9 protein-coding genes are annotated in these 12721 nt (G+C 42.3%); 5 read left to right on the top strand and 4 right to left on the bottom strand.

Annotated features, from left to right (window positions below):
* Positions 1-53: 53 nt before the first annotated feature.
* Positions 54-2108, bottom strand: coding sequence for an NAD-dependent DNA ligase LigA (gene ligA, locus AC5JM2_RS05590; protein WP_495833956.1), 2055 nt, complete (start codon positions 2106-2108; stop codon positions 54-56).
* A gap of 457 nt (positions 2109-2565) precedes the next feature.
* Entirely contained in the window at positions 2566-3384 is an 819-nt protein-coding gene (locus AC5JM2_RS05585; RefSeq protein WP_495833918.1) for a class I SAM-dependent methyltransferase, read from the bottom strand.
* A 256-nt stretch (positions 3385-3640) separates the two neighbouring features.
* Here AC5JM2_RS05585 and AC5JM2_RS05580 point away from each other — a divergent pair, with 256 nt between their 5' ends.
* The 4 genes from AC5JM2_RS05580 to AC5JM2_RS05565 all read left to right on the top strand — a co-directional run bounded on the left by AC5JM2_RS05580 (position 3641) and on the right by AC5JM2_RS05565 (position 9856).
* Positions 3641-4330 (top strand): Mo-dependent nitrogenase C-terminal domain-containing protein, encoded by a 690-nt coding sequence (locus AC5JM2_RS05580; protein ID WP_495833917.1) that lies wholly within the window; start codon positions 3641-3643, stop codon positions 4328-4330.
* 47 nt (positions 4331-4377) lie between these two features.
* On the top strand, positions 4378-4749 hold the full coding sequence (locus AC5JM2_RS05575; RefSeq protein WP_495833916.1) for a four helix bundle protein: 372 nt from the start codon (positions 4378-4380) through the stop codon (positions 4747-4749).
* A gap of 55 nt (positions 4750-4804) precedes the next feature.
* Positions 4805-5839: a GTPase ObgE gene (gene obgE, locus AC5JM2_RS05570; protein ID WP_495833915.1), complete on the top strand. Its 1035-nt coding sequence runs from the start codon at positions 4805-4807 to the stop codon at positions 5837-5839.
* Between the two features lie 267 nt (positions 5840-6106).
* Positions 6107-9856 (top strand): MHYT domain-containing protein, encoded by a 3750-nt coding sequence (locus AC5JM2_RS05565; RefSeq protein WP_495833914.1) that lies wholly within the window; start codon positions 6107-6109, stop codon positions 9854-9856.
* Between the two features lie 56 nt (positions 9857-9912).
* Here AC5JM2_RS05565 and AC5JM2_RS05560 read toward each other — a convergent pair whose 3' ends face one another.
* Positions 9913-11043, bottom strand: coding sequence for an aldo/keto reductase (locus AC5JM2_RS05560; protein WP_495833955.1), 1131 nt, complete (start codon positions 11041-11043; stop codon positions 9913-9915).
* A 57-nt stretch (positions 11044-11100) separates the two neighbouring features.
* Entirely contained in the window at positions 11101-11598 is a 498-nt protein-coding gene (locus AC5JM2_RS05555) for a bifunctional nuclease family protein (RefSeq protein ID WP_495833913.1), read from the bottom strand.
* A gap of 340 nt (positions 11599-11938) precedes the next feature.
* Between AC5JM2_RS05555 and AC5JM2_RS05550 the strand changes: the two genes are divergently transcribed.
* Positions 11939-12619, top strand: coding sequence for a riboflavin synthase (locus tag AC5JM2_RS05550; RefSeq protein WP_495833912.1), 681 nt, complete (start codon positions 11939-11941; stop codon positions 12617-12619).
* Positions 12620-12721 lie beyond the last annotated feature (102 nt).

Here is a 12721-nt window from a genome sequence, read left to right as displayed (position 1 = left end):
ACTCTGCTCCTCTTCTCCTCCTCTGCGTCCTTGGCGTCTTGGCGGTTCGTTAGTTAATCCAACATCTCCAACAATTCCCCTTCACTCAACTGACGAACACCCAACTCTTGCGCCTTTGTCAACTTAGAACCCGCCTCTTCCCCCACAACTAAATAATCTGTTTTCTTACTCACAGAATCCGTCACTTTACCCCCTGCTTTCTGAATCAACTCCTTCGCCTCATCCCGCTTCAAGGTAGGAAGCGTACCAGTAATCACAAAAGTTTTCCCAGCAAACTTTTGATGTTCATGACTTACTCGTGTTTGTTCCACAGCACCAGCAAATTGCAACCCAGCATCTTTCAACCGAGAAATCAAAGTTTGATTTGCACTGATGTGGAACCACTGGTGTACAGATTGGGCAATTTCCTCACCGATACCGTGAACAGTTTCAATCTCTGCTTGCGTTGCTTGCGCCAACTGTTCCACTGTGGGAAACTTCTGTGTCAACAATTGAGCATTGACGCTACCAACGTGACGAATACCTAAACCATACAACACGCGTGACCAAGGTTGATTTTTTGATTGGGCGATCGCCTCCACCAACTTCTGTGCCAACTTTTTCCCCATTCGTTCTAATTCAGACAACTTTTCTTCTGTCAAGTTATACAAATCGGCTACAGAATGCACCACTCCTCTATCCACAAGTTGATGCACCAGTTTTTCGCCCATACCTCTGATATCCAAAGCATCGCGACTCACCCAATGTTCGATCGCCCCCTTGAGGATAGCTGGACAAGAAATATTAACGCAGCGAGTCACCGCTTCTCCCATTTCCCGAACCACTGCACTTGAGCAAACTGGACAATGGGAAGGCATAACAAAGCTTTGAGCATTCTCAGGACGGAGTTCCTTAAGAACCCGCACCACTTCTGGAATAATCTCCCCAGCTTTACGGACAATAACTGTATCACCAATCCGGATATCTAATTGAGTAATACGGTCAGCATTATGTAGGGTAGCACGAGAAACCGTTGTCCCTGCGAGTAGCACAGGGTGCATTTGAGCAAGAGGAGTCAGCGCCCCCGTTCTTCCGACGTTGACAGCAATATTTTCTACACGGGTGGGTGCTTCTTCTGCTGCATATTTTAGGGCGATCGCCCAACGGGGAAACTTTTGCGTAAACCCCAGTTGTTCCTGTAGCTTAAAAGAATTCAGCTTTACCACCACCCCATCTGTCATGTAAGGCAAATTCAGCCTTTTGGTGTCCCAGTATCCATAATACTGTGCAACATCTTCCAAAGAAGGACAAAGTTTATGGTTAGGGTTGACGCGAAACCCCAACTTTTGTAACAATTCCAGAGCTTCCCACTGAGTATTAGCGATACTAGCATCATCTCTACCAGGAATATGTAGCGTGTAGGCAAAGAAATCTAACCGTCGTCGGGCTACAGTTCGGGAGTCTAATTGTCTGAGGGTTCCAGCAGCAGCGTTTCGAGGATTAGCAAAGACTGCTTCACCGACTTTTTGCCTTTCTTCATTGATTTGTTTAAACACTTCCAAAGGTAAAAACGCTTCACCTCGCACCTCTATCCTCTCTGGAAGAGAGTTTTCACGTAACGTCTCAAGATTTAACCGCAAGGGAATTGAGCGAATAGTCCGCACATTTTGGGTGATGTCTTCACCCATAACTCCGTCACCCCTAGTTGCACCTCTGGTGAGAATACCATTTTCATAAGTTAACCCTAAGGCAGAACCATCAATTTTCAGTTCGCAGACATACTCCACCTCACCTATATTCGCTGCTTGTCGCCGCCACCGTCCCTCCCATGCCTTTAACTCGTCAATGTTAAACGCATTTTCTAAACTATAGAGTGGAACATTGTGCCGAACTGAGAGAAATTGAGTTGCTGGTTTCTCTCCTACCCGTTGAGTAGGGCTATCAGGTGTTACTAATTCTGGATACTGATTTTCCAGTTGTTGCAATTCTCGATATAACTGGTCATAAACTGCGTCCTCCATGATGGGAGAATCAAGGACGTAGTAGGCATAGCTCGCTTTTTGTAGTAATTGTCGCAGTTCTTGAACGCGCTGTTTGGCTTCTGTGTTTATCGCTTGCACCACATCCATCTCCATCATTTAATCGCTACTAGCTTGCAGCTTTCAGCATTCTGCCTTTTGAGGGATGGAGTAGGTTGGCTATTTATCCTAACACCCAAAGAGCACCAAAGCTACAGCTTATAGCTTAATCAAATTCACCAAGCCTTGCCCTCTACTTCTTAGTAGAAGTACGTTCTGTCAGAACTGCTATAGCAATCCTATTTGAGTTGTAAAAAGATCGAACCGCCAAGACGCCTTAGACGCGCAGCGGCGTGCCGCAGGCTAGAACGCCAAGAAAAGAGAGAAAAGAGAATTTTACAAATGATTTAGGATTGCTATATCTTTGCCCTTGTGTCAACTTGAAATATTTTGAACGTATTTCGCGGCAGTCCCCACCCTCAGCAAAGCGGGGTGGGGAAGGATAGCTACCCAGAAGAAGTGTCAGAAACCGCTACCTCAGCCGCAGGCGGGTAGCGTGTAGTTCATTTCAACCTAATTTCACTAAAGCCAAGCGATAAGAATTTCCTAGAAAAGCAACATACGAAAATAGCAGGCGAAATATTAAGGGAAAACGCTGAAAATATTTTGCTGGCAGATCTGCAAACCCACAAGCTTCCATCACTTGATATCGGGAATCCCAATGTTGAATCTGGCGAATATCTGAGATACCCCAAACCATCTTTGCCGAAGTGTACTTAAGCGCTCCATGTCTATTTTGATTCTTAATCCAAAACGGCGACACAGAATCAAAGGCAAACCAAGAACCAGGAAAATGCTGTAAAAGATTAGTAAATAACTGTTTGACTTGCTGTTCGTTAAAATACATCAAAACTCCTTCTGCTACAAACAAGCAAGGTTCTGTACTAACTGCTTTTACACTTTCTATCCAGTCTGTCTCTAAAGCAGAAGCAGTGATAAACTTACGGCGTTCAGTTTCCTGAAAAAACTGCTTGCGCAGTAACATTGAATCTGGTAAATCTAAATCAAACCAACGCACTTCACCGTTATCCACTCGTTCAAAGCGCGTGTTCAGTCCAGCACCAATCTCGACAACCGAACCTTGGGGATGCTGCTTGAGGTAGGTACGTACCCAATTGTCAAGAATCATCCCTCGCAGACAAACACCTATCTGAGAGTTTTTAGCAGGAGCAAATTTATTAAAGTTGTAATCAATTGCCTCAAGTATTTCAGCCGATTTGGGATCACAAATGATAGGCTCGGTTTGCTGTAGTTCAGCAGCTCTTGCCCAAAGAGGGATGAATAGTGTTTCTTGTACGATACCTAAGTCAACTTTGGTTTTAGTCATTCACACCTCGACTAGTTGGCTTAATTGTTTGTTTGATTAGTAGAAATTTTTATCAATGATTTTTTGTAAATGATTGTAGCGCAAGATAATGCCGAGTGCGGAGTACTAAGTAGTAAAGTACAAAAATGATCGAAAAATTACTCAGAACGGCATTACCCAGCAATCAAGACTCTAAAAAGTTTTCCCAACAAGCACCATACTTTGTCATCTAACCACAAGTTAGTATAGACTTGAGAGTTGCTTAAGGCGTCGGTTTATGACAAGTGCTGTGAAATCTCCTTATACCAGCGAACAAATTGCCGCTTGGCTGCGTGGACTCCTCACTATTGCTTGGGCTGATGGTGACTTCGATGCCCAAGAACAGGAATTAATTACCACCATCACTGAGGATGAACTCGCTCCTGGCATCAAGATAGAGCCATTTGATCCAATAGAACCAGAGGAATTAGCTGCAATTTTGGGCAAAGGTACAAAAACAGCAGAAAATTTCTTACGGACAGCAGTGTTAGTTGCGATCGCAGACGGTATATATTCCCCCAGCGAAGACTATCTGCTGCACCAGTTATGCAAAGCCCTAGAACAACCAGAGGATCTCTTAGAAGCCCTCCGCCACACACTCGAACACCCACAGCAGCTCAGTTCTACAACAACTCCAGTTCCTTTACAAGCTGCACCCACAAAGCGTCAAATTGATGCACTGCGCCCCATGCGCAACTGGCTTGACAAGCTAGATATCCATGACCCCAGAGTGGCTCGTTTTCTATGTAAAATGATACCTTCACAGTGTCCTTTTGAGCGTGATGTCAAGCTGTTTAAACGTAAAGTTGTTCACATTCCGCCATTGTGCAAACTCAACCCACTTTATGAACAACTTGTAGGCTTGCGTTTTCGCGCTCTATCTTATCTTGCTGATGAGTGTGGTGAGGACGTTTCGCCGTATATTTAGTCATTAGTCATTGGTCATTAGTCATTAGTCATTGGTAAAGATGAAAAATGTCAAGTAGGAGGTTTCAGGAATTGCGGGTTTATCAATTGGCAGAACGATTGGCTGATGACATCTGGAAAATTGTTGAGCAATGGCAGTCATTGCCCAAAGATACAGTCGGTAAACAAATTATCCGTGCAGCAGATAGTATTGGCGCAAACATAGCAGAGGGTGTAGGAAGAGGCTCTTATCAAGACAATCGACGATTTGTAAAAATAGCAAGAGGATCTTTATACGAAACCCAACACTGGCTTAGACGAGCATATAGTCGTAACCTGTTAACAGGTGAACAGGTAAATGCACTAAAGCTAATCATCAATGACCTAGCACCCCAATTAAATTCCTACCTGAAGTCAATAGGCAATATTCCAGAAGACTAATGACTAATGACTAATGACTAATGACTAATGACTAATAACTAATGACTAACTAACTATGCAATTTATTGATCAAGCAAAAATTGAAGTAGAAGCAGGAAACGGAGGCGATGGTATTGTCGCCTTCCGCAGGGAAAAGTATGTGCCAGCAGGTGGTCCGTCTGGTGGAAATGGGGGAAAAGGCGGAAGCGTGTTGTTCGTTGCTAAAGAAAACCTGCAAACGTTGCTTGACTTTAGATACAACCACCTCTTTAAGGCAGAAAACGGTTCTCGTGGTGGACCAAATAATTGTACAGGGGCAAATGGCAAGGATTTGATTATCGAAGTTCCCTGCGGAACCGTTGCTTATAATGCAGAAACTGATGATATCATCGGAGACTTAGTTGAACCAGGACAAACTTTGCTCGTTGCTCAAGGTGGTAAGGGTGGACTGGGAAATAAGTATTTCTTGAGTAACCGTAACCGCGCCCCCGAATACGCCCTTCCTGGATTAGCAGGGGAAATCAAATCACTTCGTCTGGAGTTGAAACTTTTGGCCCAAGTCGGGATTATTGGGTTACCAAACGCCGGAAAATCGACTTTGATTTCAGCTTTATCCGCTGCACGCCCGAAAATTGCCGACTACCCCTTCACAACTTTGATTCCAAATTTGGGTGTGGTGCGCAAACCCACTGGAGATGGCACAGTTTTTGCTGATATTCCCGGACTTATTGAAGGTGCTTCTCAAGGAGCCGGTCTGGGACACGATTTTTTACGTCACATTGAGCGCACACGTGTATTACTACACCTTATTGATGCAACCAGTGAGGATGTGATTGCTGATTTTAACATAATTCAACAAGAATTGCAAGTATACGGACGGGGTTTAGCAGAACGTCCCCAAGTTTTGGCGCTGAACAAAATTGATGCGGTTGATAGGGAAACAAAGGATTTGGAAGCGCTGGCAACGCAATTAAATCACCTTTGTTACTCTCCTGTTTTCCTGATCTCGGCTGTTACCGGTAGTGGTTTAGAAGCAATGTTACAGTACATTTGGTCAATACTCGATCAACTCAATGCTCTTGAAGTTAGCGAGAAGATTAGTACAGAATGAACAAAATACGTAATCTTGCTTATTTTTTCTGAAAAAGAAATAATTTGCTTATTCCTTGCTCACTTAAAATTAACTATAAAATTTACATTCTTTACTTAAGAGTAGAGATGTGGACTATAAAATGAGCTAAAGATTGTAGCTTGTGGATCTGACTCATTTGCTTCTTTGAAGGCATGTTGCTGCATCTTTCGAGAGTTGCAGTATTGTACTTTATAAAAAAGAGTCAGTTCACATTTGAGTAGTCTGTTGGGTAGACGCAGAAAAAATATGTATAGCGAATTAACAGGCACATATAAATTAGAATTAGTCGGACTTTCTTTTGCGATCGCAGTTATTTCTTCATACACAGCCTTAGACTTATCAAAAAGAGTCCAGCTTGGTTGCAACAGGCGTTTGCTTTGGCTGTTGGGGGGAGCGAGCGCAATGGGAATGGGCATTTGGTCAATGCACTTTATTGCCATGATCGCTTTTGAATTACCTGTGCCTGTGAGTTACGATGTGTGGATGACCCTGCTGTCTCTGCTGTTTGCAGTGCTTGCTTCTAGCATCGCTTTATCGTTGTTGAGCCGTTCTATGTCAACAGCAGTTTTAATTGGTGGTGGGGTTTCCATGGGACTAGCCATTGCTTCAATGCACTACATGGGCATGGCAGCTATGCGACTTCAAGCAAAGCTCGACTATAACTTAAAGTTAGTCAGTTCATCGGTGATGATTGCCATCATTGCCTCTTTCGCGGCTCTTTGCCTGGCGTTTAGACTGAAAAAAAATCAAGAGTTGAAAGGGGTGAAATGGCAGAAAGTTGGCAGTGCCTTTTTAATGGGAATTGCCATCAGTGGAATGCACTACACAGGAATGTGGGCAACTCACTTTATGCCCTACAAACATTTATCAAAACTGCAATCTCCGGTAATTAATCAGTTGTGGCTAGCTGTTGTTATCGGAATTGCGACATTATTCATCTTAATTTTAGCCTTATTAACTTCTTTTTTCGACCAATCTTTAACAGAGCAGTTATTACAACAAAAAGCTTTAGAAGAAAGTGAAAAACGCTTTCGGATGCTGATCAAACAGATGCAAGTGGGAGTTTTATTGTTAAATTCCAATGCTGAAATCCTGATGAGCAATCAAGCAGCAGACAATCTCCTGAATCTAAACTCCGACAACAAACAGCGTGGAGTACTTGGTGTTGACTGGTTCTTCTTGCGTGAAGATGGTACACGTTTTTCAGAAGAAGAATTTCCCGTACAACAAGCAATAGCTCTACAAAAACCCATTCACAATATAGTCATGGGATTTGAGTATCTACCACCAAGCCAAAATCAACGCTGGCTACTAGTTAATGCAGAGCCCCAGATCGGAAATGATAATCGTGTAGAGAGGGTTGTCTGCACTTTTAGTGATATCACTCAAAGAAAGCAAGTTGAAGCCACACTGCAATTAATTGTTGAGGGAACAGCTTATACAACTGGTGATGAATTCTTTCGCTCATGCGTACGCTATCTTGCCAAACTGTTACAAGTTCCTTATGCCTTTGTTTGTGAATTTAGGAATGATAGCAAAACTCAACTTGGTACTCTAGCATTCTGGAATGATGTTGATTTTGGTGAAAACTTTGAGTACGACATAACTGCTATTACCCACGAACACTGTAAAGTCGTCTTTGGCGGAACATGCTGCTGCCATTTTAACGATGAATTATCAATACTTTTACTTAGAAACCAAGATGTCGCCCACTTGAATCTTCAAAGCTATGTGCTTCCCCTAGTCAACTCAAACAGCGAGACTATCGGTTATTTGGTGGTGATGGATGTTAAGCCTCTAGAGATTGATTTGGGCAAAGAGTCAATTTTGAAAATTTTTGCTGATCGTGCAGGGGCTGAACTAGAACGTAAACTAGCAGAAGAATTGCTTGCTAAGAGTGCAGAACGAGAAAGAGCAATTTCCTTTGTGATTCAACGTATGCGTCAAACTTTGGAAATTGACCAAATTTTCAGTGCGACAACACAAGAGTTGCGACAAGTCTTAAGCTGCGATCGCGTCCTGGTTTATCGCTTTCATCCTGACTGGAGTGGAGAAATTATCTCTGAGTCAGTAGCAGAAGGTTGGAAAGCACTTATTAGGTTACAAAATAATCAATACCAATTCACACAAGTCGCGGTTAACCAAAGCGATTGTGTGATTAAAGAATTAGAAGAAGATATAGATCAGATAATACAAGACACCTATCTGTACGACACCCAGGGCGGTGATTTCCATTCTGGTACCAATTATCGGTGCGTTCCGGATATTTACAAAGCTGGATTTGACTCTTGTTACGTTGAATTGTTAGAACAATTTCAAGCACGCGCATATATCATAGTTCCAATCTTTTGCAGCAATAAACTTTGGGGCTTGCTAGCAACGTATGAAAATTCTGCTCCTCGTCAATGGAAAGAAGCAGAAATCAAAATCGTCCTTCAGATTGGAGCACAGTTGGGAGTAGCAATCCAACAGGCAGAATTGTTAGTAAAAACACAAAAGCAATCTAGCGAACTCAAACAAGCTAAGGAAGCCGCTGATAAAGCAAATAATGCTAAAAGCCAATTTTTAGCAAATATGACTCACGAGCTGAGAACACCACTCAACGCGATTCTTGGCTTTACCCAACTGATGAACCGCGACACTTCCCTCAATGCAGAGCATCATAAATACCTGAGTATTATTAATCGTAGCGGCGAAAATCTGTTGGAGTTAATTAACGACGTTTTAGAGATGTCTAAAATTGAAGCAGGAGGTATCACATTTAATAAAAATAAATTTGATTTATATCACCTGCTTGAGACTTTAGAGGCAATGCTCAAACTCAAAGCTCAATCCAAGGGCTTAAACCTGGTATTTGAGCGTACGCCTCAAGTCCCGCAATATATCACAACTGACGAAAGTAAATTGCGTCAAGTTTTAATTAACTTACTAGACAATGCCACTAAATTTACCGAAAAAGGAAGTGTCACTCTTCGGGTGTCAGTGGAGCAACACAGCCCACTATCGCATCTCCTGTTTGAGGTAACAGACACTGGTCCTGGGATTCATCCCAATGAATTCGATAAATTATTTCAAGCCTTTGAACAAACTGCAACAGGGTTAAAATCTGGTCAGGGCAGTGGCTTGGGTTTATCCATCAGTCATAAGTTTGTGCGAATGATGGGAGGACAAATCAAGGTTAGCAGTACTTTGGGGGTTGGAACTCAGTTTAGCTTTTCTATCCCTATCGAGGAGGCAATAGAAACGAAAACACAAACTCCTGAGTTCAGCACTCACAAAGTCATTCGCTTAGCTTCTGGGCAACCTGCTTATCGAATTTTAGTTGTCGATAACCAGCCAACCAATCGTATGCTATTAGTCAAGCTGTTAGATAACCAAGGCTTTCAAGTACACGAAGCCAGCAATGGTCAAGATGCTCTCACTCTCTGGGAAATATGGCACCCGCACTTAATTTTTATGGATCTACGCATGCCGTTGATGGATGGCTATGAGGCTACTAGCTTGATCAAGGAAATGGAAAGGAACACACCCCAGCATTCTCATCAAACCATCATCATTGCTACAACAGCAAACGTTTTTGAAGAAGAAGAAGAAAAAGACAAAATTTTGAGTGCTGGCTGTGATGATATCTTAAGTAAACCCCTTCAAGAACAAGATATTTTCGGAAAAATAAGCAAATATTTGGGCGTACAATTTCTTTATCAAGAAAATACCACAAATACAAATATGACTTCGCCCATTCGTAAGGTCGTTACCAATTCTTCTAACTTGGCTTCTGTGATGGAAACTATGCCTACCGAGTGGATAAAACAGCTTCACAATGCTGCTTCTGGTGGCAACGATTTGCTAATTCTTCAAATTATGGAACAAATTCCAGCAGACAAAGTAGATTTGATTGAGACTTTGAAAGTTTTGGTTGAAGATTTCGACTTTGAACAAGTCATAGAACTGACCGAACAGAGAACTCAGAACGGGCTGCGCCCTTCCACTCTGTAGAACGCAGAACTCAGTAATTATAAAAGGATACAAATTCCCAACTTGTGGTATCATAACTAACCCCACAATCGCCGTCCTGATGATCCATTTAGCCTACTATGAGTATCTTGTAACAAAGCTGGTATATCCAACTCTTGGGGACAGCGGGGGAGACAGTCGCCGCATTCTGTACAACGGCTAGCTTTCATTCCACCGAACCAGTGACCAGCATTTTCAAACATTCTGTAGCGATATTGCCCAAAATCATCCATGTCATATGCAACTGCAAGATTGCGTAGTCGCAACACTTCTGGAATGTTGATATTTTCTGGACACGGTAAGCACGCATAGCACTGGCTGCATTTGTCTGTTCCTAAAACAGTCTTTTGATGATTTTCCAAACGTTGAAAGATTGTTATTTCCTCTGGAGTTAGCTTGTGATCACAATCTGCAACCTGCAAAGGTTCTGTTAATTCATCTGGGTTTGCCGGTCCCACACTGAGAGTCGTGATTCGAGAATCACTTAGTAAAAACCGATAGTTTAACTCTAAGGGTGAAAGAGGATAACATAAATCTTTCAAAGTTTGGGGTGGCGTGTACAGGCGTCCTCCCTTATCAGCAGGAGAAATAATAAACACACCCATATCTTTCTCAAATGCTTTCTGAATTGCCTCTGCGTTGCGTTGAAAGAAATAGTAATAATGCAGATTGACAAATTCAAATAAATCTGTATCTATTGCCGCCAAGATAATCTCTAAAGGCGCGTGGGTAGAAAAACCAACGTGTCGTACCCGACCATCAGCAATAGCTTCCTGCACCGCCTGCATACAGCCACCCTTGGCTTTTACCAAGTCAAGATGTTCCCATGTGTTTAAACCGTGAATCCCCAGGCAATCTAGATAATCCAATTTTAATCGTTCCAGAGATTCATCGATATACCGACGCATAGTGTCAGCATCCGCTGTTGGTGGAATTTTGCTGGTGATGTAAACTTGGCAACGCTTAACTGGTAACCCAACGGAAATTGCTTCACCAAGATACTGCTCACTCTTTCCGTATCCTCTAGCAGTTTCTAAATGATTAATCCCCAACACTATAGCTTTGTGGATGGTTTGCCATGCATTTTCCTCTGAAGCTAAGTAGCGCATTGTCCCCAAGGAAAAGACAGACAAGCCTAGATTTGTTTTCCCAAAACGTCGGTATTTCATTTTTAACAGAGTTAAGAGTTTAAGCAAGTCACTCATAACTCATTGTTTATATCTCATTTATGTTTCGCTACCACCAAAACGCTTAATCAAATCTTCAGGTCGGAGATTAGAGATAAATTCCCGAAAGGCTTGCTGTTCGGCTTCATCTGCATCCCGATCTACAGGGATAGAAGCATCCGCAATCACTTCTTCCATGACCCAAATAGGAGTATTTGTACGGAGGGCGATCGCGATCGCATCACTAGGACGCGCGTCTATTTCTTTCTTGACTTCGCCTTGCTTCACAATTAAAGCTGCATAAAATGTATCTTTTTGTAACGAATGAATGATGATCCGTTCCAAAACTATGTTCCATGCATCCAGCATATTCACAATCAGGTCATGGGTTAAGGGTCTTGGAGGTTTTTGATTCTCCAGTGCGCCCATAATTGCCCTAGCTTGTTCTTGACCAATGTAAATTGGTAATGCACGGCGGTCTGAAGCATCTTTCAACAGTACAATCGGGCTACGGGTTATGGCATCTAATGCTATGCCAGCGACTTTCATTTCAAGCATTGGCTAAGCCTCTAAAATCCTTTGATCGCTAAAGTAACGTGTAACAAATAGTACTTGTATTGTCATGATTTTGGGGTTAAGATAAACATAAGTCTTCATTCTCTATAATTGCTTCTATTAAACTCCTAAATGGATGTGAACACCAGAGTAAGTCAAACAAGCCTAATTCGACAATAATCTACTTTCCTAAAGGTGCGCTGTCATAAATATAAAATTTTTGAACTTTTGACATAACGTGTGGTCTGAAATTATACTTAATTTAAATCAAATTTTGTGAGAATTACTGGCTGTTTTTGGGCAAAAATAAGCAATAGAATAGAGTTAGTTTTGCAAAAAAGCCGTGTTTACAGGAATAATCCAAGCATTAGGAACAGTAAAACCTCTGGATGGGGATTCTTGGCAAATCACTTGTGTGACTCAGCCATCTAATGTCATTATGCAAGATTTAGCGACGGGTGACAGCGTCGCTGTAGATGGCATCTGCCTAACGGTAGAAAAAATTTTAAAAGATGGATTTATTGCTACGGCTTCACCAGAAACCTTGCGCCGTACAACACTAGGACAAGAAGAAACACAACAGAGGTACGTTAACTTAGAAGCATCCCTAAAAGTGGGGGGTAAAGTCGGCGGTCATTTCGTTATGGGACACGTGGATGGTATTGGTCAACTTGTGTCAGCACAAGCGACACAAACCTCTTGGGAATTGATTTTTACCGCTCCAGGTGCGATCGCCCGCTATATGGTCTCCAAAGGAAGTATTGCTATAAATGGCATCAGCCTGACAGTAGCCGATTATCAGCCTGAACTATCGCAGTTTAAAGTAGCAGTGATTCCTGTCACTTACGCCGAAACCAATCTCCAACACATCAGTCCGGGTAATTGGGTGAATTTAGAGGGAGATATTCTTGGCAAATACGTCGAAAAATTCCTTTGTTTTGGCAATCCGGATCTGGAAGAAGCTACACAGACAATTCCAAATGACATAACACCCGGATTCTTAGTTGAACATGGGTATTTGTAAGTAAAAACTAGACAAGGAGAAAGAGGAGCGAGGGACAAAGCAAGATAAAAGGTGCGATTCGTTGTTAGCTGAATCACGGCAACCAGTCCGTACATAAGCTAA

The organism is Brasilonema angustatum, assembly GCF_059505445.1.
This window is presented reverse-complemented; position numbering and strand designations above follow the sequence as displayed.

What these genes read in the sequence shown, in the direction of transcription:
- AC5JM2_RS05560 (WP_495833955.1), bottom strand. Translation starts at nt 11,043, where the DNA reads ATGAAATACCGACGTTTTGGGAAAACAAATCTAGGCTTGTCTGTCTTT.
- obgE (WP_495833915.1), top strand. Translation starts at nt 4,805, where the DNA reads ATGCAATTTATTGATCAAGCAAAAATTGAAGTAGAAGCAGGAAACGGA.
- ligA (WP_495833956.1), bottom strand. Translation starts at nt 2,108, where the DNA reads ATGGATGTGGTGCAAGCGATAAACACAGAAGCCAAACAGCGCGTTCAA.
- AC5JM2_RS05555 (WP_495833913.1), bottom strand. Translation starts at nt 11,598, where the DNA reads ATGCTTGAAATGAAAGTCGCTGGCATAGCATTAGATGCCATAACCCGT.
- AC5JM2_RS05565 (WP_495833914.1), top strand. Translation starts at nt 6,107, where the DNA reads ATGTATAGCGAATTAACAGGCACATATAAATTAGAATTAGTCGGACTT.
- AC5JM2_RS05580 (WP_495833917.1), top strand. Translation starts at nt 3,641, where the DNA reads ATGACAAGTGCTGTGAAATCTCCTTATACCAGCGAACAAATTGCCGCT.
- AC5JM2_RS05585 (WP_495833918.1), bottom strand. Translation starts at nt 3,384, where the DNA reads ATGACTAAAACCAAAGTTGACTTAGGTATCGTACAAGAAACACTATTC.
- AC5JM2_RS05575 (WP_495833916.1), top strand. Translation starts at nt 4,378, where the DNA reads ATGTCAAGTAGGAGGTTTCAGGAATTGCGGGTTTATCAATTGGCAGAA.